We start from the raw sequence: 22,541 nt of genomic DNA on the forward strand, positions 1-22,541 counted from the left end.
GTCAGGGGTGGTAGTCCACCCCGGCGACGTTGTGGAGCGTGCCGTCCTTGGTGGTCCCCTCGATCCGGGCGGTGGCGACCTGGCCGTCCAGGCGCAGGGTGCCGACCGCGTTGCCGAAGTACGGCCCGGCCAGCTTCTTCCAGCGCAGTGCCGGCTTGTGCACCGACATGGTCCGGGCGAGTCCGCGCACGGCCTGCACCACGCCCGGCCACCAGGCCACCCGCATCAGCGGGCGCAGCGGCAGCGGCACCTCGTTGTGGATCGGTGAGCAGGTCAGCTGGAAGACCGGGGTCGCCATGGCGTGGCCGAAGTCGGCGCGAGCCACGTACGAGTGATGAACGTCACCCGAGAGAACGCTGATGGAGGCGGGCGCCCGATAGGCCCCGCCCGCGCCGACCCGGTGCCCCGGAGCCTCCGGCCCGCCCTCGCCGAGCCGCCGGAACAGCTCGCCCAGCGCCGCGAACGAACGGCTGAACGCCGCCCAGTGCTCCAGGTCGAACGTCCGGCGTACCTTCTCGCCGAAGGCCGCCGCCCGCGGCCGGTGCGATTCGGACATCCGCTCGTTCCACGCCTCCAGGTAGTGGATGGCGGGCGGCATGAGCCACGGCAGTGACGAACCGACCACCAGATGGTCGTAGTCGCCGTGGGCGCGGTCCACGAACCAGTTCCACTCGGCGGCCGGCAGCATCGCCCGGGCGCCCGGGGTCAGAACCCGGTTGCACCGGTTGTCCAGCACGATGAGCCGGGTCCGGCCCACGTCCAGGGCGAAACTCCACTGGTACGGCACGTCGGTGTTCTCCGCCGACTCCGGCTCGTCGACCTGGAGCCCGAACTCGCGCAACAGGTCGGTGGCGTCCTCGGCTGCGGTCACCTTCTGGAACAGCGGATCGGCGGCCAGGTCGTCGGGGCTCAGGTTGCCCAGGTGCTGATAGATCCAGTACGACGCCAGGCCGCCGGAGATCCGCTCGCGCCACCACGACTCGCGGGCCATGTCGCTGCGCCACGACGACGAGGTGTTCCAGTCGTCGATCAGCTCGTGATCGTCGAAGATCATCACGCTCGGCACGGTGGAGAACAGCCAGCGCACCTCGGGGTCGCGCCACGACTCCAGGTACAGCTTGGTGTACTCCTCGAAGGAGACGACCTGGTCGGTCGGGCCCTCGTGGCCGTTGCGGCGGCGGTGCTTCAAGAAGCGGCGCACCTTGGTCGAGGTCTCGTCCGCGTACACCTGGTCGCCGAGCAGGACCAGCAGGTCGGGACGGGTCTCCGGGTCGGTCATCAGGCGGCGTGAGAACGCGTCCAGCGCGTCCGGCGGCAGCCAGCGCCCGCTCACCTGCGGCGTGCCCTTCCGGCACGAGCCGAAGATCAGGTCCACCGGCTGCTCCCGGTCGTCGGCGGCCCGGGTGCGGATCACCGGCGGCGGATACTCCGAGTCCTGCTCGGGCCACGCCTGCCGGTCGTCGAGGAACAGGCGGTACGGGTTCGCGGAGCCGGGGGCGAGGTCGTCGACCGTGACGATCGCGTAGTGGTGGCCGTACGCCGAGAAGGTCCGTGTGGACCCGGCGCCCGCGCCGTCCACCTCGACCCGTACCTCTGCCGGCGAGCTGGTCTCCAGCCACAGCGTCGCGCGATCACCGACGACCCGGCGCAGCACCGGTCCGATGAGTAGTTGTGCTGTCACCGGCGAGTACCGGGGTTGTGCTGCATGGGGGATCCTCCACGCCGTTTCAAGGGGCGTCCCATCCTCCGCCAATCCGTACCGGAACCGCCAGTCGTACGGCCTCCGCCACGGCCGGACGGCTCATCTGTCAGGATTCGGGCATGGAATACGTGGTCGCCGCAGTGATCCTGCTCGTCGTCCTGATCGTGGGCGCGGTCGGGCTGGTGGTGCCGAAGATGCGCCGCCGCGATCTTCCCCCGCCGCCCACCGCGGGCTCGACCACCACCTTGGAACGGCCGCCCACCGCGCCGGAGGCGCCGGTCGAGGAGGAGCTCCCGCCGCTGATCGAGCGGCCGGAGCCGGCCGCCCCGGTCGTGGTGGAGGAGCCGCCGGCTCCCGTCGTCGAGGAGAAGCCGGCGCTGGAGAGGCCGGAGCCGTCCGCCGGCCGCCTGGTCCGGTTGCGTGCCCGTCTGGCCCGCTCGCAGAGCGCCTTCGGCCGCGGCCTGCTCAGCGTCCTGTCCCGGGACCACCTCGAGGAGGAGGACTGGGAGGAGATCGAGGAGAGCCTGATCACCGCGGACGTCGGGATCGAGGCGACCCAGGTGATCGTTGAGCGGCTGCGTGAGCGGGTCCGCATCCTCGGTACCAAGACCGTCGCCGAGGTTCGTGCGCAGCTGGTCGAGGAACTCGTGGCCGCCCTCGAGCCGGACATGGACCGCAGTCTCAAGACCGCCCCGCACGACGGCCGCCCCGCCGTGGTGCTCGTGGTCGGCGTCAACGGGGCCGGCAAGACCACCACCTGCGGCAAGATCGGCCGGGTGCTGATCGGGGACGGCGGCACCGTGCTGTTCGGCGCGGCCGACACGTTCCGGGCCGCCGCGGCCGATCAGATCCAGACCTGGGGTGAGCGGGTCGGCGCCGAGACGGTCCGCGGGCCGGAGGGCGGTGACCCGGCCAGCGTGGCGTTCGACGCCGTGAAACGGGGTATCGACACGAACGTGGACACCGTGCTGATCGACACCGCGGGCCGCCTGCAGAACAAGGTCGGCCTGATGGACGAGCTCGGCAAGGTCAAGCGGGTGGTGGAGAAGCACGGCCCGGTCGACGAGACGCTGCTCGTGCTCGACGCCACCACCGGCCAGAACGGCCTGGAGCAGGCCCGGGTGTTCACCGAGGTGGTGGACGTCACGGGTGTGGTGCTGACCAAGCTGGACGGCACCGCGAAGGGCGGCATCGTCATCGCCGTACAGCGCAAACTGGGGATTCCGGTCAAGCTGGTGGGTCTCGGTGAGGGCCCGGACGACATGGCTCCGTTCGAGCCGGCGGCGTTCGTCGAGGCCCTTGTTGGCGGCGACGCGTAGTCTCGGGGGCGAGTAGGAGGCCTTTCCCTCGATTTTACGGGCGGCGGGCGGGGTGGTTGGACGGGAATCCGGGAGGCTGTGAGTGACGCAGGAGCCGCTGCGCGAGATACCGCTGCACGGTGGCAACGTCTCCACGGTCTCCCGGATCGGCGACACGGTCCGGCGCAACGCGGGGCCGTGGACGCCCGCCGTGCACGCTCTCCTTCACCACCTCGAACGGGTCGGGTTCACCGGCTCGCCCAGCGCGCTCGGCATGGACGAGAAGGGCCGCGAGGTCCTCTCCTATCTGGACGGCGAGTGCGGGGAGTACCCCCTGGCGCCGCACTGGGTCACCGAGGAGGCGCTGGTCACCGTGGCGACCATGCTGCGGATGTTCCACGACGCGCAGTACGGGTTCGTCCCGCCGCCCGGCTCGGTCTGGCGCTCGTTCGGGCCGCCTCCACCGGACACCGAGGTGATCTGCCACCACGACGCCGCTCCGCACAACGTGGTGTGGCGTCCGGACGGCACCCTGGCGCTCATCGATTTTGACCTCGCGTCACCGGGCTCACGGCTCTACGACGTGGCGTACGCGGCATGGACCTGGGTCCCGCTGTTCAGCGACCGTGACTCGTACACCCTCGGCTGGAAGCGCCCGAACCGACCGCGCCGGCTGCGCCTGTTCGCCGACGCGTACGGCCTGATCCCACGGGACCGGCACCGGCTCGTGCGGACCATAAGGAAACGGATCGTCGATCACGTCGAGGGCATCCGGCGGATGGCGGCCGCCGGCGATCCGGCTTTCGTTCGGATCGTGCACAAGGGCCATCTGCGCCGTCCGATGCGCGATCTCCGGCTGCTCGACTACGAGCGCCACACCCTGGAGTACGCGCTCCGCTAGAGGTGCCGAGAAGTGCTGCGATCGGTGCGAAAGCGACGATATTGTGGCAGCTCAGGACGCCTACCCTCGCGGACTGTGAGGTTTTCTTCACACGTCGGAAACAACCCGTGACGTCTCGGAAATCGCGCGAAGACCGTGCTCGAAACAGCAGGCCGGAAAGCTTCGCGCCGAACCGGCCGACAGGCGGCGTTGCCCCAGGTCCGGTGTGAGAGGACACCTTAATTCCGAGAGGAGGCAGCGTGGAGATCAACACCGGCAATACCGCCTGGTTGCTCCTGTCGTCTGCGCTCGTTTTGCTCATGACACCGGGTCTGGCGCTGTTCTACGGTGGCCTCAACCGGTCCAAGGGCGTTCTGAACATGATGATGATGAGCTTCTCGTGTCTCGGGCTCATCAGCGTCCTGTGGATCCTGTACGGCTTCAGCCTCGCTTTCGGGGTCAACGAGAGCTCCGGCCTCAACAACATCATCGGCAACTTCGACTACCTCGGCGCCGACGCCGCCAAGATCACTGAGGAGTGGCTGTTCTTCGGGGCCAACACCGGCATCCCGACCTACGCCTTCCTGGTCTTCCAGATGATGTTCGCGATCATCACGGTCGCGCTGATCAGCGGCGCGGTCTCGGACCGCCTGAAGTTCGGCGGCTGGGTGCTCTTCGCTCTCGGCTGGTTCACCCTCGTCTACATCCCGGTCGCCCACATGGTCTGGGGTGGCGGCTTCATCGGCACCACGATCCGGGCCCTCGACTTCGCCGGTGGTACCGCGGTCCACATCAACGCCGGTGCCGCGGCCCTCGCGCTGGTCCTGGTCCTCGGCAAGCGGATCGGCTGGCCGAAGGACAACATGCGGCCGCACAACGTGCCGTTCGTCGCCCTCGGCGCCGGCCTGCTGTGGTTCGGCTGGTTCGGCTTCAACGCCGGCTCCGAGCTGACCGTCGACGGCACCACCGTCATCGCCTTCATCAACACCCAGGTCGCCACCGGCGCCGCGCTCGTCGGCTGGGTCGCCGTCGAGTGGATCCGGGACCGCAAGCCGACCCTGGTCGGTGCCTCCTCCGGTGCTGTCGCCGGTCTGGTCGCCATCACCCCGGCCTGTGGCTTCGTCGAGCCGGTGCCGGCCGTCATCATCGGCCTCGTCGCCGGCGTGCTCTGCGCCCTGGCGGTCGGCCTGAAGTACAAGCTCGGCTACGACGACTCGCTCGACGTGGTCGGCGTCCACTTCGTCGGCGGTTGGATCGGCTCCCTGGCGATCGGTTTCTTCGCCACCGACTCGGTCAACGCCGGTATCACCGACGAGAAGATCCTCAACGCCAGCAACGGTCTCTTCTACGGCGGTGGCGCGACTCAGCTGCTCCGTCAGTTCGAGGGAAGCGCCCTGGTCACGGTCTACTCCTTCGTGGTCGCGGCGATCCTGGCCTTCATCCTCAAGGCAGTCAAGCTCGGCCGGGTCAGCGAGGAGGCCGAGATCGGCGGCATCGACATCTCGGCGCACGGCGAGACCGGCTACGACTTCACCCCGGCCTCCGGGGCGGGCGGTGGCGGCGCGTTCGCCCTGGCCGGTATCGGCACCAAGGAAACCGTGGACGCTGACGGCAAGGCTTCCGTCAGCCAGAAGGTCACCAGCTAGATTCCCCCGATGGCTGCAATGGAAGGACTGAGCATGAAGCTGGTGACCGCGGTCATCAAGCCGTACCAGCTCGACGCGGTGAAGGAGGCTCTGCACGCCCTGGGCGTCGCCGGGCTCACCGTCAGCGAGGTACAGGGCTACGGCCGGCAGAAGGGCCACACCGAGGTGTACCGGGGCGCCGAGTACACCGTCGAGTTCCTGCCGAAGATCAAGGTCGAGGTGCTGACCGACGAGATCGACGTCGAGAAGATCGTCGACGCCATCGTCACCGCCTCGCGGACCGGCAAGATCGGCGACGGAAAGGTCTGGGTGACCTCGATCGACGAGGTCGTCCGGGTCCGGACCGGCGAGCGCGGCCTCGACGCCCTCTGATCCGATGACGAACCCGTTGAGCGAGCCGCCGGCCCCGCCCGCACGTCCGGCAGCGGGCGGCTCGCTCGACGAACTCAAGCACCACATCGGCGCCACCGCCCGCACCGAGCGGGCGGTGGCGCTCGACACGTGGCTCAAGGGCCTCTTCCCGTCCCACCTGCCCGGCGTGAGCCTCGTCGCGGTCGGTGGCCTCGGCCGGCGCGACTGCGCCCCCTACAGCGACCTCGACCTCGTGCTGGTGCACAACGGCACCGCCGGGATCGACCGGATCGCCTCCTCGCTCTGGTACCCGATCTGGGACGCCCGCCTCGGGCTGGACCACTCCGTGCGTACCCTCCCCGAAGCTCTTTCCGTCGCCCACGACGACGTCAAGGTCTCCCTCGGCCTGCTCGACGCCCGGCACGTGGCCGGCGACGCCGCCCTCTCCGCCGAGCTCATCGCCGCGGCAACCGACCAGTGGCGGCGGACCGCGATGCGCCTGATGTCCCAGCTGCGGGAACTCACCACCAGCCGCTGGACCCAGCACGGCGAGCTCGCCTTCCTGCTCGAGGGCGACATCAAGGAGGCCAGCGGCGGGCTCCGCGACGTGACCCTGCTGCGCGGCATCGGACGGACCGGGATCGCCGACACCATGCGGCCCGCCGTCCGGGCCGCCACCCTGCGCCTGCTCGACACCCGCGACGCCCTGCACCTGGCGGTCGGCCGCCGCGTGGACCGGCTCGTCGCCCAGGAGCGCAAGGCCGTCGCCGACCTGCTCGACATCGACGACCCGGACAACCTGCTGCGACGGGTGGCGGGCGACGCCCGTACCGTCGCCCATGCCGTCGACGACGCCTGGCGTGCCGTCGACCGTATGAGGGGCGGACGCCGCCGCGGAGGACCCGCCGGTGTGCCGCATCGTCGCCCGGTCGCCCGCGACGTCGTGGAGCAGGACGGTGAGCTGGTGCTGGCCCGCACCGCCATCGGCCCGGTGCCCGACCCCAGCCTCTCGCTGCGGGTGGCCGCCGCGGCCGCGATCTCCCAGCTGCCCATCGCCCGCGCCACCAGCGAGTGGCTCGCCGCGTTCTGCCCGCCGCTGCCCACCCCGTGGCCGCCCGCGGCCCGCGCCGCGCTGGTCTCGCTGCTGGGCTCCGGGCCCGGCCTGCTGCCCACCTGGGAGACCTGTGACCGGTACGGCCTGATCGACGCCTGGCTGCCCGAGTGGGCCCGGATGCGCAGCCTGCCGCAGCACCACCCGATCCACCGGTACACCCTCGACCGGCACCTGGTGCAGACCGCCTACGAGGCAACCGCGCACACCCGCGAGGTGGACCGCCCCGACCTGCTGCTGATCGGCGCGTTCCTGCACGACGTCGGCAAGGGCCTGCCCGGCGACCACAGCATCGTGGGCGCCCCGATCGCCGCCGAGATCGCGGCCCGGATCGGCCTGCCACCCGCCGACGTGGCCACCATCGAGAAGCTGGTGCTGCTGCACCTGCTCCTGCCGGACGTGGCCACCAGGCGCGACCTGAGCGACCCGAAGACGATCTCCACGGTCGCCGATACGGTCGGTGACACGCACGTCCTGCACCTGCTGCACGCACTGGCCCGTGCCGACTCGCGGGCCACCGGCCCGGCCGCCTGGTCGGACTGGAAGGGCCGGCTGATGGCCGAGCTGGTCGACAAGGTGGACACCGCGCTCGACACCGGCGCGCTGCCCGAGCCGCCGGAACCCGACCCGGAGCTGCTCGAGGGCACGCTGCCGGTGGTGCACCTGGACGGCGACCGGGTGGCGGTGGCCGCGGCCGACCGCCGGGGCCTGCTCGCCGGGGTGGCGGCCTGCCTGGCCATGCACCGGCTCGACGTGGTCGCCGCCGACACGATCACCGTGGACGGGCGGGCCATCGTCGAGTTCTACACCTCGCCGCGGTACGGGTCGCCGTACGACCCGGTCGCCCTCGCCGCCGACCTGCGCCGCGTCGGTGCCGGCGACGTCTCGGTGACCCAGCGGGTCCGGGCCCGCGCGATGAGCGCCCGCGGCGGCACCGCCTCGCCGCGCGTCGTCTGGCAGCGCGACGTGGCCACCGACGCCGTGGTGCTCGAACTGCGCGCCGCCGACTCGCCGGGCCTGCTCTACCGCGTGACGCACGCCCTCGACGAGGCCGGCGCGGAGATCCGCGCGGCACGCATCTCCACCCTCGGCAGCGATGTCGTCGACGCGTTCTACCTGGTCGGCGCGTGGTCCTCGGCGGCCGAACGGGACCGGGTGCAGGCAGCGGTCCTCGCGGCCGTCTAGCGTCACCGGGCCGTCGCCCCGGCGTTGATCCGAAAGGACATTGCCGGGTACGGACGGAGAGTCGATGGCTGAGGCACAGCCGGACGGTGGGGCACCGCCGGTCGCGTTGCTGGACGACCATGTCGCCCTCGCCGGTGCCGGGGCGGAGGTGTCGCTGCCGAACACGGCGATGCGCAACCGTTCGGTGGCCGCGCGCGGGGTGCTGGCACGGGCGGCCGGTATCGGCCTGGACGAGGTCCTGGAGGCGGCCCGTAAGGGCGACACCCGCCGGATCCGCCGTCCCGTCGACCCGGTGCTGCTCGCCGGGCTGGCACAGACCATCGCGCTGCAGGACGAGCTGCCCGGTGACCGCGACGACGCGCTGGCGTTGTACGCGCTGATCCGTACCGCCCGGGGCGCCCGTGCACTGCCCCCGAGCCACCAGGCGCTGCACGCACAGCTCGTCTACGCCTGGCAGGGGCCGGTGAACGCGCGGCAGCTGCTCGGCGCGTACCGGTCGATCCCCGCGGCGGCCCGCGAGTCGCTGGAGATCGATCTCGCCAATCCGTACGCCGGTGGCCTGCCCTCGATTCCCGAGGAGACCTGGCTGGCCCGGTTCGGTGCGCTGTTCCCGGCGCCCGGGCCACTGCTGGCCGCGGCCCCGGAGAAGGTGCCGTTCGACCGGCTCACCGGTTCGGCCGGCCACCTGGTGGAGACCGGTGGTGAGCGTGTCTCGGTGGTCGTCACCGCGTACCGGCCGGGGGAGGGTCTGCTCACCGCCGTCCGATCGATCGCCGCCCAGTCCTGGCCGGACCTGGAGATCATCGTGGTGGACGACGCGTCGCCGCCGGAGTACGACGCGATCCTGGCCGCCGCCGAGGACCTGGACCCCCGGGTGCGGCTGCTCCGGCTCACCGGGAACGGCGGCACCTACGCGGCCCGCAACGCCGGTCTGGCGGCGGCCCGCGGCGACTTCGTCACCTTCCAGGACTCCGACGACTGGTCGCACCCGCGGCGCATCGAGCTCCAGACGCTGCCGATGCTCACGGACCCGGCCGTGGTGGCCACCACCTCGGAGGGCATCAGCGTCACCGACCAGCTCGTGATGACCCGCCCCGGCATCCGGCGCGGCCGGGTCAACGTGTCGTCGCTGCTGTTCCGGCGGGAGGCGGTGACCCGGCGGATCGGCTGGTTCGATCAGGTGCGCAAGGCGGCCGACTCCGAGTTCCTGGAGCGCATCCAAGCCGCCTTCGGCGCGGATTCGGTACGCCGGATCGCGAAACCACTGGCTCTCATCAGGCTCTCCGAGGGTTCCCTGTCGCGGTCGGAGATCCGTGCCTACTGGATGCATCCGGCCCGTACCGCGTACATGTCGGCCTACCGCTGCTGGCACGCCACGACGCGTCCGCTGCACCGGGCGCGGGCCGGGGACGTCCGGCCGTTCGTCGCACCGGCCCACCTCAGCGGCCTGGCCGCGCCCCGGCGTTACGACGTGGTGGTGGCCGCCGACTGGCGGTTCCTCACCGGCGCGCACCGGTCCGCGCTCGCCGAGATCGGAGCGCTGCGCGCGGCCGGTCACGCGGTGGCGATCCTGCACCTGGAAGCGCTGCGCTCGGTGAACCGGCAGCGGCGGTCGCTCAGCCCGGACGTCCAGCGGCTGATCAACATCGGCCGCCTCGAGCAGGTCCTGGAGACCGACGAGGTGTCGGCCGGTGTCCTGCTGGTACGCCAGCCCGAGGTGCTGCAGTTCGCACCGGAGGACGGCTGCCGGATCCGGCCGGGCCGGGTGCTGATCGTGGCCGACCGGGCACCGGCCCGCCGCGACGGCAGTGACCGGCGCTACACCGTGGACACGGTCACCGGGGCCGCGCTGCGGCTGTTCGGGACCGCACCGCTCTGGTGCCCGCAGGACGCCGCCGTCCGGGATCTGCTGGGGCCCGCCGAGCTGACCGATTTCGACCTGCCGATCGTCGCCGAACCGGCCGATGTGGCCCGGCCGCTGCCCGACCCGCGCGGCCCGGCCGTGGCCGGCACCGACCTGTGCGACGTCGGCGAGTGGCCCGGCGACCTGGCCGCCGCGCTCGCCGTGCCGCGCCGCTGCGAGAGCGCCGACGTACGGCTGCGGCTGCCGGAGACTCCGCTGCGTCCGGCCGGGCTGCCCGCCTCCTGGCTGGTGTACGAGCCCGCCGACCTCGACCCGCGGACCTTCGCCGCGCAGCTCGACTTCTACCTGCACTTCCCGCCGGAGCACGCGCCGGAGCTGGTGTCCCGCCCGGCCCTGGAGGCCGCCGCCACCGGCTGCGTGGTCCTGGTGCCGGGCCACCTCGCCGGCGCGTTCGGGGACGCCGCCGTGGCGTGCGCGCCCGCCGACGTACCGGCCATGATCCGGCGCTATCGGACCGATCCCGGCCGATACGCGGCCCAGAGCGCCCGGGCCCGGGCCGCCGTCGTCCGTGACCACCGTCCGTCCTACTTCGCTGAGCGGATCGCCGGCCTTCTCCGCACAGGGGCTCCGGCACCCGCCCAGCGCGTGCCGTAACGAGGCCGGTCCCGGCCCCGTTACCCCGTCGGAACCGCACACGAGGAGCGTCCGCATGAGCAAACTGAGCCGAATCCGCCGGAGGCTGCCGCGCCTCACCGGCCCGCAGTTCGCGGTGATGTCGGCCGCCGGTGTCCTCTGCGCCGGCGCCGCGGCGACCGCGCTCACCGGGTACACCGGGATCGCCACCGCGCTGCTCGCCCTGCTCGGCGGCATCATCCTGGCCGGTCTGATGCTGCTGTACCGGCGACTCGCCCGGGTGCAGAAGACCGGGCTGGCCGCCCAGCGCGACCTGCGTACCACCGTCGAGGAGATGCAGCGCCGCCTGGTCGCCGCCGTCGAACGGGAACGCCTCACCGCCGGCGACCGGCACCTGGAACTCGCCGACGCGATCGCGCGGGTCAAGCAGGTCACCGACCGCAAGGCCGCCGCCAGCCAGCTGCTCGCACTGCCGCGCGAGTTCGAGGCCACCGTGCAGCTCTTCCAGGGCTTCACCCCGCGGGCGCCGATGCCGTCGTCCGGCGATTTCGCGCTCAACCCGACCGACCTGCTGGAGCTGCTGCACCTGATCCGGCTCCGCCAGCCCCGGCTGGTCCTCGAGCTGGGCAGCGGCACGTCCTCGGTGTGGATCGCGTACGCCCTGGAGAAGTCCGGCGGCCGCCTGGTCTCGCTGGACCACGACGCCGGTTACGCGGCGCGGACCCGTGCCGCTCTCGCGGCACACGGCCTTTCCGAGATCGCCGAGGTACGCGACGCGCCGCTCACACCGGTCGGCATCGACGGCCGCGACTTCCCCTGGTACGACCCGGAGGCGCTCGCCGACCTGCACGACATCGACTTCGTGCTGATCGACGGACCGCCCGCGTCGACCGGGGCGGACGCCCGCTACCCGGCCATGCACATGATCGAGAAGCGGCTCGCGGACACCGCCACCCTCGTCTTCGACGACGCGGGACGCCCCGACGAGCAGGCCGCCATGGCCGCCTGGACCGAGCGCTACCAGGGACTGCGCCGCGAGGGCGAACTGCTGGGCCGGCACGCGGTGCTGGCCTTCGCCCGGCCGCCGGCGATGGCTGCCGCCCGCGCCTGATGACGGTCACGCTGCCCCTGCGCCGGCCCCGGCCGGTCCCGCCCGGGACACCGGCGGCCCACCGGGGCGACATCGAGGGGCTGCGTGCCGTCGCGGTGCTGCTCGTGGTTCTGGCCCACGTCGGGGTGCCGGGCCTGTCCGGCGGATTCGTCGGGGTGGACGTCTTCTTCGTCATCTCCGGGTTCCTGATCACCTCGCTGCTGCGCCGGGAGTTCGCCGCGACCGGCCGGATCGATCTGGCCCGCTTCTACGCGCGGCGGGCCGTGCGGCTGCTGCCCGTCGCCACGCTGGTCATCGCCGTGACCCTGGCCGGAGCGTGGTACCTGGCGCCGCCCGTGCGGTTCGCCACGTGGGCCGGCGACGCGCTGGCCGCGGCCACCTGGACCATGAACCTGCGCCTCGACACGGCCGGGACCGACTACTTCGGCGACCCGGTGCCGTCGCCGTTCCAGCACTTCTGGTCGCTGGCCGTCGAGGAGCAGTTCTACCTGGTGTGGCCGCTGCTGGTGGCCCGCGGACGGTTCGCGCCGGTCCTCATGGTGGTGGTCACCGCCGGGTCGTTCGCCTGGAACACCCACGACACGTCGTACTTCGGCACCCCGGGCCGGGCCTGGGAACTCGGCGCCGGGGCAATGCTCGCGCTCGTCGCGATCCGCCGCCGCCGGTGGCTCGGCTGGATCGGCCTGGCCGCCATCGGCGCGGCGGCGGTCCTGTTCGACGAGACGACACCGTTCCCCGGCACCGCGGCCCTGCTGCCGGTCCTCGGCGCCGTCGCCGTCATCGCGGCCGGCGGCAACCGGCTGCTGTCCACCGGGCCGATGCGCTGGGTCGGCCGCATGTCGTACGGCTGGTACCTCTGGCACTGGCCGCTCCTGCTCGTCGCCCCCGCCGGCCTGACCGCCCGGACCGCGGTCGCCGCCGCCGCTCTGGGGCTCGCCGTCGTCAGCCACCACCTGCTGGAGAACCCGGTGCGGCATCATCGCGTCTGGACCGTACGCCCCCGTCGTGGCCTTTTTCTCGGTCTCGGCCTGTCCGCCTCGGCCGCCACCCTGGCCGCCCTCGGCCTGCTCAACCCACCGGAGATCCCGGCACACGGGAATGCGCCCGACGCGAACCGGGCCATCGCCGCCGCGGGTGACCCGGCCACCACCCTCCGCCGCATGCTGACCACCGCGACCACCGCCACCGACCTGCCCCGCAACCTCACGCCCACCTTCGAGGACGCGGCCCGGCAGCGGCTCGCACCCCAGCTGGACGGCTGCCACGTCGGGCTCACCGGCCCGTTCCGGCCCAAGAGCGACTGCTCGTACACCACCGGCCGGCGCACCGTCGTCCTCTTCGGTGACTCGCACGCCCTGCAGTGGTTCCCCGCCATGGAGACGCTGGCCCGCAAGAACGGCTGGCGGCTCTACGCCTTCACCCGCAGCTCGTGCAGTCCCGCCCAGATCGCCCTCGACGAGCGGCGGGCCCGCAGCCGGTACGTGGAGTGCGACAACTGGCGCGCCCAGGTGCTCGGCCGGATCGCCCAGCTGCGGCCCGACCTGCTCGTCGTGTCGTCCAGCGTCAACTATCGCCAGGTCCTCGCGGGCGCGCCCGCCGACCCGGACGCCGTCTGGCAGACCGGCTGGCTGCGCACCCTGATCACCCTGAAGCGTTCCGCCGGGCACGTGGCGGTGCTCGCCGACACCCCGTTCCTCACCGTGGCGCCCGCCGACTGTCTCAGCACCAACGCCACCGCCGTCTCGGTGTGCGCGGCGTCGCGTGTGGACGTGCTGCCCGAACCTCGCTGGCGCGAACTCCAGCGGATCATCGCGGTCGCCTCCGGCGTGCCGGTGATCGACCCGGTGCCGTGGTTGTGCGCCGCGAAGTGCCCGCTGGTCATCGGGGACACGCTCGTCTACCGCGACAGCAACCATCTGACCGAGGCGTACGCCCGCCTGGTCGCCCCGCTGCTGGAACCCCGTCTCCCACAGCCCCGCAGATGAGCCCGGCGGCCGTACCTGAGGCAGGTTTCGAGGGCGTTCGCGGCGCGGACAGCCGTCCTGAGGTGCGGCTGACGGTCTGGTGCCGGGAAGTGAGCGCGCCCCCGCCATGGGGTGTGATGGCGGGGGCGCGCATTTCGCGGTGCGGGGGCACCGCGCGGGCCGGGGAGGGGGTTCCGGCCCGTGCTCGTGTCGTCCCCGTTCTCATCGGCGCCCATCCGCCTGACTCGAATGCCGTCCGGGTGCGGTCCCGTCGTCGTCCGGTTGCCACGTTCAGTGGCGGGCTGCCCGCCGCCCGCCGCCCGCCGCCCGCCGAGATCTTGTGGGGTTCGGGTCGGAGTGGCGGCCGAAGTTCACAAGATTGAGGCGGTGAGCGCGCGGTGGGCACCACGAGCGCCGCACAAGATCGACTCAGCTACGACGTGGCGTTGCTCGAGGTCTGACGGGGACGTGGGTCAGTAACCGGCCAGCGGGAGCGGGGACAGGACCTGGCCGGAAGCGGCGATGATCTCGCCGGTGATCACATCGCCGCTCGACGTGACCGGTGGGAGCAACAGGTCCTCGACCGCTTCCGCGTAGCGGGTGTGCGGGTGCCGCTCCTGGACGAAGGCGAGCCCTCGCTCGCTCTGGGCGAGCAGCTCGGCCGGGTTACGGTGCAGGCCGGTCACGACAGCCGCGACCTCGTCCGGCGTGGCGTAGACGGCCGCCTCGCCGAAGGCCGCCGCGTGGTGGGGTGGCAGGACCGGGATGCAGCCGGCGGCCATCGCGATCAGCACCTCGGGGCAGGTGGCCGGCAGCCGGTCGTCGGCCGGCAGGTGCAGGTAGAAGTCGAGCTGGTGCAGGAAGCCGCGGGTGTCCAGGTCGGACGGGCGGAAGACGAGCCAGCCGTGCGGCACCGCCTGCGCCGGGTCGTTGCGGTCGAGGACCCGTACGTCCAGCGCGGGTGTCGTGGTGGCGCGCAGCCGCTGCCATTCGGCGGGGCCGCCGGTGCAGACGCGGCCGATGACCGGGCGGTCGGCGCGCGGGCCCGAGCGGTGCAGCCGCCAGCGCCGCAGGTTGACGCTGCCGGGCAGGTCGACGGCGGTGAGGCGGGCGCCGAACTGGCCGGCGGTGAGGGTGGCACGGGAGGCGGCGTCGGTCGGCGCCCAGTGCGGTTCGACACCGAACAGGCGGCGGGCCTCGGCGGCGCAGTGCGCGGCGACCGGGATCCAGGCCGGGTCGGCCTCGATGACGACCTGGGAGCCGCGGATCCCGGACGGTGTGCCGGGCGCGAAGCCGAGGACCTCCGCGTCGTGCACCAGGACCAGGTGGGTGTGCACCTCGTCGGAGAGGACGACCTGGTCGATCGCCCCGGTGTTGATCATGTGCTGGAGGGTGGGATCGAGCTTGGCGGGTGACCCGGCGACACTGGCCAGCGAGTCCAGGTGCAGAAGCGCCACCGAGCGGCCGGGCCGGATGAGGGCGCGGACCCGCTCGGCGACCGGCCAGGCGGTGTCGCCGCGCACGTTCCAGTCGCCGGCCAGCACGACGTCGTAGACGATCCGGGGCGGCAGGGGCACGACGTCGCCGCTGAGGGCGGGAAGCAGGGAGGGCAGGGAGGCGGCCAGGGCGCGGGGAGCGGCGAACGGTCGTGAGCGGGGCGAGCGGGTGCGTACGGCGCTCTCGGTGCCCGCGGCCACCCGGGTGTGCCAGGCCTGGAACGCCGACAGGTACGCCCGGCGCGCCGGATGCATCCAGCCGGGCCCGATGTCGGCGCCGGACAGCGACCCGGCGGTGAGCCGGATCAGGGCGAGCGGCTCGCTGCCGAGGTGCCGGACGGCGGAGCGGCCGAAGACGGCCCGGGCCCGTTCCACGTATTCGGCGTCGGCGCCCTTGCGAACCGGGTCGAGGTAGCCGAGCCGGTCGAGGGCGACCTCCCGGCGGATCATCAGCGAGGACAGGTTGTACGACCGGAACTCCGCGAATCCGGGCCGGGTCACCACCAGGTCCTCGGTGACGCGGATCGCCGCCGAGGTGGTCGCGACCACGCCCGCGTCCTCGATGAGCGGGGCGGCCTGCCGTTCCAGGCGCAGCGGGTGCGACCAGTCGTCGGAGTCCTGGAAGGTGACGAAGTCCCCGCCGGCGATGTCCAGAGCGGCGTTACGGGCCCGGTAGGTGCCGCCGTTGACCGGGATCCGGAGGATCCGTACCCGCGGGTCGATGGCCGCGGCCCTGGCCAGGATCGGCTCGTACGCGGGGCCCGAGCCGTCGTCGACGACCAGGATCTCGTGGTTGGTCCAGCTCTGCGCCACCAGTGAGCGGATCGTGGTGATCAGGGCGGGGCCGGGCCGGTACGCGGTGACGATCGTGCTGATCCGGTGCGGTGAACCGTGCCGGGTGACCGGGTTCGCGCGGATCCGGTCGAAGCCGGTCACGTCCGAGGTGGCCAGCGTGAGCCCGGGCTCCGGAAGCAGTCCGGCGAACCGGCCGGGCCACTCGTCCTTGGTGGCCAGGTCGACGACCAGCGCCTCGCGGATCGGCGCGGGCACCGCCGGATAGTCGGCGAGCAGCTTCGCCACGCGGACCGGGTCGCCCGCGGCGAACGCGATCTGCGTGTGCAGTCCCTGGTGGGCGGGCGCCACCCCGGCCGGGCCGAACGTGCGCAGCAGCGAGTCGAACAGGGCCAGCCCGTCGGCCCGGTCGCCGGGATAGAGGTCCTGCAGCGCGACCACCCGGGCCAGTTCACCGAGCGCCCACGGGTCGGCGTCCGGGAAGAGGCGGCCCTCGCGGGCGGCGACTACCAGTTCGTCGGCGGAACGACGGGCCGCCGCGTAGGCGAGCAGGGTCCGGGCCGCGGCCGAACGGGTGTGCAGAGCGGCCGTGGCGGGGCCGGTCGGCGCCACCGCGGTCAGGTGCCGCCAGTGCCGTTCGAGCAGGTCCGTGCCGTACGCGTCGGGTGTCGTGTGCTGCCTGCGCATTGCCCCCCTCAGTTGTCGGGAGGATCAACGCATCGGGGCCGGGGTGCGTGACGCGGGGTGTGCACGGTTCGTTGACCTGACCATGACCGCGACCGTGCACGACGTGGCGATCCTCTCGGACTTCCGCTATCCGGGCGGCACCTCGGCCAGCATCGCCGCGGAGGTGCGCGCGCAGGCCAGGGCCGGGCTGACCACCGTGCTCGTGCACGTGCGGTCCCCGCATCTGAAACGGGACCGGCCGTTCCATCCGCTGATCACCGAACTGATCCGGGACTCCTCGGCGTACCTGGCCGCCGAGGGCGAGGACGTCGCCGCGAGGCTGCTGGTCGTCCGGCAGCCTCGGATCTTCACCGAGGACCTGCCGGTGCGGCCGAAGGTGGCGGCCGGCCGGTCGGTGATGGTCCTCAACCAGGCGCCCGGCGATGCGGGCGACCCGGCCCGCTACTACGACTTCGCCGAGGTCAGGACGCGGGTGGAGAGCCTTTTCGGTGCCGGCATCGAGTGGGCGCCGATCAGTCCGCAGGTCCGTGCCGAGGTGCTGCGCTCCGAGCCGGAGGCGATCCTGACCGGCGTCGACTGGCACGAGGTCATCGACGGTTCGGAGTGGTGGGCCGAGCACGTCCCGCGCGACGGGGCGCCGGTGATCGGGCGGCACGGCCGGGCCGACCCGGTGAAGTGGCCCCGGACCGGCGAGGAACTGCTCCAGGCGTACCCGGATCTCCCCGATGTGAAGGTCCGGATCCTGGGCGGCGGTGAGCTGGCCGTCGAACGGCTCGGCCGGACCCCGGCCAATTGGGAGATCATCGGATTCGGTACGTGTGAGCCGGCCGAATTCCTGCGCGGACTCGACTTCTTCGTCTACTTCCACGACCCCGACCTGATCGAGGCGTTCGGCCGCACGATCATGGAAGCGATGGCGGCCGGGGTGCCGGTGATCGTGGGCGAGCACTTCCGGCCGCTCTTCGGCGACGCGGCGCTCTACACCACTCCGGAGGGCGTGCTCCCGCTGGTCCGCGAGCTGTGGGCGGACCGTGGGCGCTACCGGTCGGTGTGCCTGCGGGGGCGGGAGTTCATCGAGGCCCGGTACGGCTACGGCTCCCACCTGGCCCGGCTCGCCGCCCGCGGGATCCGCCCGGACGCCCCGCCGCCCCCGGCACTGGCCCCGCCGCAGCCGCCCCCACCGCGCGGCGTGCTCCTGGTCAGCGACAACGGTGTCGGGCTCGGCCACCTGTCACGGCTGATGGCGATCGGCCGGCGGCTGCCCGGCGACGCCCCGGCGGTCGTGGCCACCCAGTCGCACGGCGCCATGGTCGCGCACCGGGAGGGGTTCCTCACCGAGTACATCCCGTCCCGCAGCGTGCTCGGCCTGGCCCGGCAGTCCTGGACGGAGTTGCTGCGCAGCCGCCTGGAGCACCTGATCGACCTGCACCGGCCGGCCGTCGTGGCGGTGGACAGCGTCCCGCACGACGGCATCGTCGCGGCGGCCCGCTCGCGGCCCGGCGTGCGATGGGTGTGGGTGCGCCGGCCGATGTGGCGGCGCGGCACCGGAGCCGAGTGGATCGAGCGGCGGCAGGCCTTCCACCACATCCTGGAACCGGGCGAGTTCGCGGCGGCCGCCGACGAGGGCCCGACCGTCGACGACCGGGACGGGGTGCACACGGTCCGGCCGATCACCTACCTGGACGCCGCCGAGCTGATCACCCGTACCGAGGCCCGTACCGCGCTCGAACTGGACCCCGACCGGCCCGCCGCACTGCTGCAGCTCGGCGCCGGGAACATCAACGACATCTCGTCGCCGGCCGCCCGCATCGCCCGGCACCTGCGTGACGCCGATTTCCAGGTGGTGCTGGCCGAGTCCGCGATCGCCTGCGAGCCGATGCCGCCGGTGCCCGGCGCGCACGTGGTCCGGGTCTACCCGATCAGTCGATACCTGCGCGGATTCGACCTGGTGGTGAGTGCTTCGGGTTACAACTCGTTCCATGAGCTGATCGCCTTCGGCATCCCGGCGGTGTTCGTGCCGAACCGGGAGACGGCCCTGGACGATCAGGTCAGCCGGGCCCGGTTCGCCGCGGCCGCCGGCGCCGCGCTGATCGTCGAGGACCCGGACGGCGACGACCTGGACCGGGTGCTGGCCCGGGCGGTGCGGGCCGACGTCCGCGACGCGCTGAGCAGCCGCTGCGCGGAGGTGGCGCCCGGCAACGGGGCCGCCGACGCCGCGGACTGGCTGACCGCTCTCACCGCTCTCACGTGAGGAAGACCATGGCCGACGAAGGCGAAATGCAGTCCCTGGTGGTACGGCTGCGCACGGTCGAGCAGGAGCGGGACGCCTGGCGGTCCCGGTGCGCGGGCCTGGCAGGGGAACGCGACTCGGAACGGGAGACCGCCCAGCGGTTGCGCGGCAGCGGGTCGTACCGGCTGGGCCGTGGCCTGGTGACCCTGGCCCGTGATCCGTTGCGGCTGGTACGCCGGATCCGCCGTGATCAGGTCGTGCCCCGCCGCCGGACCGTCAAGCGGCCGCTGCCGGCCCGCCTGTACGTGGCGATCGGTCTCGACCTGGACCGGCTGCGCGATTTCGTGCAGACGGTCCGGCGCCGGGTGCTCGTCGAACCCGACCACCGGGCCGTGGTGCTCACCGACAACGCAGGGTTCTCGCTGCTGCGCGGCTCGGGGCTGATCCTGGAGTACCTGGCCGACCGGGAGACCTGGGAGCGGCACCGCCCGGACCAGCCGTGGGACGTGGTGCTCTCGGAACGGCTGTCCCGGCTCTACGCCGAGCACGACGCGACGCACGTGTCGTTCGTCGACCCGGAACGTCCGCCGACCCTGCCGGAGCTGCTGGACACAACCCCGCCGGGCCGCACGTCGTTGCAGCAGTCATGACCGCGCAAACGGTGATGATTCCGGCGGCACGGCTGCCCGAGGAACCCGAGACCCCCGAGCGGACCGGACTCTGGGGCCACGTCGCCCGGCGGTGCGTCCTCGTCCCGCTCGTGGTCCTCACCCCGCTGCTGGCCGTCGCGCCGAGCCGCGACCACCGGTTCAACGTGTACTGGCACGGTGGCATGTTCCGCGACGACCCCGGCGCGATCGTGTCCCACACCATCGCCAGCGGCGACGCCTACCTGCGGCTCGGCAACTTCCGTCCGCTCGGCCGGATGCTCGAGAAGAGCCTCGACCTGCTCGCCTTCACCGGCATGCAGCAGCTCGGGCTGTCCGCCACGGTCATGCTGCGGGCCGTCTCCATCCTGGCCGCGATCGCCCTCACCTTCGCCGTGGTGGTCCTCGCCGAGAGTGTGCTCCACCGCGGCCGGCTCCTGGGCGGGACACCGTCGGTGGTGGGGCTGCTCCTGCCGTACGCGGTCGGCGCCGGGTTCGTGGCCGCCGGTCAGGACAGCACCACCGTCCTCTTCGGCGGGCTCTACTACGGCACCGCCACCCTGGTCCTGCTGGTCGCCGCCGCGGCCTGCCGTCTCGACCGGCTGCGCTGGTGGAACGGGGTGCTCGCGGTCACCGCCGGGGCGGCGCTGGCGATCTTCAACGAACCCGCCTGCTTCGCGGTCCCGCTCGCCACCGCCGCGGTGCTGATCCGTGGCCGGTTCGTCCTCGGGCACGGCCCCCGGCGGCTGCTCACCTCGCCCGGCCTGCGGTTCGCCGGACTGCTCTGGGCCGGGTTCCTGCCGGTCTTCGCGACCGTCCGGTGGATCATTCGCGGGTTCTGTGCCGACGGCGGCTGCTACCAGGGTTCCGACCTGGTGGTCGACGCCCGGTCGATCCTGTTGCTGCCGGTCCGGATGACGGCCTGGCTGCCGCCGCTGCAGTGGCGGGCCGCCACCGACGCGACCGCCGGGCCGTGGTTGCGCGGGCTGATCCCGGTGGTGGCGTTCCTGCTGATCGGGGCGCTCGCCCTCCGTACCGCCAAAGTCTTGCCGAAGGCCACCCGCCCGGACCGGACCGCATTGCTGGGCCTCGCCGCCCTCGCCGTCGCCGTCCTCGCCTGCGGCGCCCTGCTCGCCACCCTGAGCGTCGCCGTCCGGGCCGCCATGAGTGGTCACCAGCTGTGGGAACAGGGCTGGCGCGACTCGGCGCTGACCATCCCCGGCGGCATGCTGCTCACCGTCGCGCTGCTGCTGCTCCTCGGCCGTCGCGCCGCCGCCGGGCTCCTCGCCGCCCTGGTCCTCTGCGGCGCCGTCTCGGCCACCGCCAACCGCGCCTACGCCGACACCACCGCCACCCTGCGCGCCGCCCAGCTCGACAACCGGATCGCCGCGGCGATGGGCTCCTTCGAGCGCAGCCGCGCCGGGAACGCCCGCCGATGTGCTCTGCTCGACGAGGCGCTGCAGACCAACCAGCACAAACCGTTCCTGCAGCGCCGCTACGACGACTCGCTCGACGTGGCCGCCCGGACCATCGCCGGCGTCCCCTTCTGCGTACGGGCGCCCCGATGAACGCGCTGATCTCGGTGATCGCGCCGATCTACAACGAGGGTCCCGGCGTGGACCGCTTCGTCGCCCGGCTCACCGAGGTGCTCACCGCCGCGGCCCTCGACTACGAGCTGGTGCTGGTCGACGACGGCTCCGCCGACGACTCCTGGTCGCGCATCGCCCGCCAGACCCTGGTCGACCCGCGGGTCCGCGGCCTGCGGCTGTCCCGCAACTTCGGCAAGGAGGCCGCCCTGCTGGCCGGCCTCGAACACGCCGCCGGCGACGCCGTCGTGATCATCGACTCCGACCTGCAGCACCCGCCGTCCGCCATCCCGGCCATGGTGCGGCGCTGGCAGGACGGCGCCCAGGTGGTCGAGGCCGTCAAACGCAACCGGACCGGCCAGTCGATCGGCAACCGGCTCAGCTCACGGGTCTTCAACCGCACGTTCACCCGATTCACCGGCGTGGACCTGGTCGACGCCACCGACTTCCGGCTCCTCGGCCGCCCCGCCGTCGACGCGCTGCGCCGGATGCCCGAACACTCGTCGTTCTTCCGCGGCACGAGCAGCTGGATCGGCTTCACCCGCGACACCGTCGAGATCGACATCGACCACCGCGAGGGCGGCGCGTCCCGCTGGACCGTCCGCGGCCTGTTCCGGCTGGCCGTCAACGGGCTGACCTCGTTCACCTCGGCCCCGCTGCACATGGTCACCCTGGCCGGGTTCGGCTTCGCTGCCTTCGCCGTGGTCCTCGGCGTGCAGACGCTGGTCCGCTGGATCAGCGGAGGCTCGGTCGCCGGCTTCACCACGGTCATCCTGCTGCTGCTGGTCACCGGCACGTTCGTGCTCATCGGACTGGGCGTGATCGGCGAATACCTGGCCCGCATCCACGAGGAGGTCCGGGGCCGCCCCCGCTACCTGGTCCAGGAGCGGGCCGGATCCACCGTCCCGGACCGCTGGGTGGTCGAACAGCGTGCCGAACGTTGAGGTACGGACCCGTCTGGCCCGCTACGCCGTCAGCGGTGGCCTCAGCGCGCTCACCCACTTCACGGTCGGCCTCGCGGCCACGTGGCTCGGTGCCGCTGCCGTACCCGCCTCCACGATCGGCTTCGCCGCCAGCATCGCCGTCTCGTACCTGTTGCAGCGCGCCTGGGTCTTCCGCTCCGGTGCCGCACACACGGTCACCGGGCCGCGGTTCCTCACCGTCACGGCGGCGGCCTTCAGCCTCAACACCGCGGTCCTCTGGGTGGGGGCTGATCTGCTCGGTGGGCCGTATGCGCTGGTCCAGGCGGTCGCGATCGTCCTGATCCCGGGGCTGAACTACGTCCTCAACTCCCGGTGGACCTTCGCTTGATCTTGTACGGCTGCGCCGTACCGCTGCCTCGGGCGCGTTGAGACAGC

At 72.6% G+C, this 22,541-nt stretch carries 15 protein-coding genes; 13 read left to right on the forward strand and 2 right to left on the reverse strand.

From position 1 onward, the window contains the following. Position 1 precedes the first annotated feature (1 nt). Positions 2-1,681, reverse strand: a complete 1,680-nt coding sequence (locus CLV67_RS07390) for an alkaline phosphatase D family protein (RefSeq protein WP_106316368.1) — start codon at positions 1,679-1,681, stop codon at positions 2-4. Between the two features lie 140 nt (positions 1,682-1,821). On the opposite strand from CLV67_RS07390, the gene ftsY reads away from it, so the two are divergent. From ftsY to CLV67_RS07430, 8 genes are all read left to right on the forward strand, one after another. After that, positions 1,822-3,021 carry a signal recognition particle-docking protein FtsY gene (gene ftsY, locus CLV67_RS07395; RefSeq protein ID WP_106316369.1) on the forward strand — a complete coding sequence of 400 codons (1,200 nt, stop codon included), beginning with the start codon at positions 1,822-1,824 and terminating at the stop codon, positions 3,019-3,021. Positions 3,022-3,103: 82 nt separating this feature from the next. After that, positions 3,104-3,901 (forward strand): aminoglycoside phosphotransferase family protein, encoded by a 798-nt coding sequence (locus tag CLV67_RS07400; protein ID WP_106316370.1) that lies wholly within the window; start codon positions 3,104-3,106, stop codon positions 3,899-3,901. Positions 3,902-4,140: 239 nt separating this feature from the next. After that, on the forward strand, positions 4,141-5,526 hold the full coding sequence (locus tag CLV67_RS07405; protein WP_106316371.1) for an ammonium transporter: 1,386 nt from the start codon (positions 4,141-4,143) through the stop codon (positions 5,524-5,526). 33 nt (positions 5,527-5,559) lie between these two features. Further along, positions 5,560-5,898, forward strand: a complete 339-nt coding sequence (locus CLV67_RS07410) for a P-II family nitrogen regulator (RefSeq protein ID WP_170153773.1) — start codon at positions 5,560-5,562, stop codon at positions 5,896-5,898. A gap of 4 nt (positions 5,899-5,902) precedes the next feature. Then, positions 5,903-8,173, forward strand: coding sequence for a [protein-PII] uridylyltransferase (locus tag CLV67_RS07415; protein ID WP_106316373.1), 2,271 nt, complete (start codon positions 5,903-5,905; stop codon positions 8,171-8,173). Positions 8,174-8,237: 64 nt separating this feature from the next. Further along, on the forward strand, positions 8,238-10,691 hold the full coding sequence (locus CLV67_RS07420) for a glycosyltransferase family A protein (protein WP_106316374.1): 2,454 nt from the start codon (positions 8,238-8,240) through the stop codon (positions 10,689-10,691). 55 nt (positions 10,692-10,746) lie between these two features. Beyond that, a complete protein-coding gene (locus CLV67_RS07425; RefSeq protein ID WP_106316375.1) occupies positions 10,747-11,781 on the forward strand; it encodes a class I SAM-dependent methyltransferase in 1,035 nt (344 codons plus the stop codon). Beyond that, on the forward strand, positions 11,781-13,766 hold the full coding sequence (locus tag CLV67_RS07430) for an acyltransferase family protein (RefSeq protein WP_106316376.1): 1,986 nt from the start codon (positions 11,781-11,783) through the stop codon (positions 13,764-13,766). Before CLV67_RS07425 ends, CLV67_RS07430 begins: the two co-directional genes overlap by 1 nt. A 452-nt stretch (positions 13,767-14,218) precedes the next feature. Here the strand turns inward: CLV67_RS07430 and CLV67_RS07435 are convergent, their stop codons facing one another. Next, positions 14,219-16,720: a glycosyltransferase gene (locus CLV67_RS07435; protein ID WP_106316377.1), complete on the reverse strand. Its 2,502-nt coding sequence runs from the start codon at positions 16,718-16,720 to the stop codon at positions 14,219-14,221. A gap of 82 nt (positions 16,721-16,802) precedes the next feature. Between CLV67_RS07435 and CLV67_RS07440 the strand changes: the two genes are divergently transcribed. From CLV67_RS07440 to CLV67_RS07460, 5 genes are read left to right on the forward strand one after another with little or no spacing between them, the layout of a single operon-like run. After that, the gene (locus CLV67_RS07440) at positions 16,803-18,971 is read left to right on the forward strand and encodes a glycosyltransferase (RefSeq protein WP_106316485.1); all 2,169 of its coding nucleotides are present in this window, start codon (positions 16,803-16,805) and stop codon (positions 18,969-18,971) included. Positions 18,972-18,997: 26 nt separating this feature from the next. Continuing rightward, entirely contained in the window at positions 18,998-19,600 is a 603-nt protein-coding gene (locus tag CLV67_RS07445) for a hypothetical protein (RefSeq protein WP_146169003.1), read from the forward strand. Next, complete coding sequence (locus CLV67_RS07450; protein WP_106316379.1) at positions 19,597-21,165, forward strand: hypothetical protein; 1,569 nt, start codon at positions 19,597-19,599, stop codon at positions 21,163-21,165. Before CLV67_RS07445 ends, CLV67_RS07450 begins: the two co-directional genes overlap by 4 nt. Continuing rightward, positions 21,162-22,127 (forward strand): glycosyltransferase family 2 protein, encoded by a 966-nt coding sequence (locus CLV67_RS07455; protein ID WP_106316380.1) that lies wholly within the window; start codon positions 21,162-21,164, stop codon positions 22,125-22,127. The genes CLV67_RS07450 and CLV67_RS07455 overlap by 4 nt, the downstream gene beginning before the upstream one ends. Continuing rightward, positions 22,114-22,494 carry a GtrA family protein gene (locus CLV67_RS07460; RefSeq protein ID WP_106316381.1) on the forward strand — a complete coding sequence of 127 codons (381 nt, stop codon included), beginning with the start codon at positions 22,114-22,116 and terminating at the stop codon, positions 22,492-22,494. The genes CLV67_RS07455 and CLV67_RS07460 overlap by 14 nt, the downstream gene beginning before the upstream one ends. Positions 22,495-22,541 lie beyond the last annotated feature (47 nt).

It is taken from the genome of Actinoplanes italicus (genome assembly GCF_003001815.1).
GTDB lineage: Bacteria > Actinomycetota > Actinomycetes > Mycobacteriales > Micromonosporaceae > Actinoplanes > Actinoplanes italicus.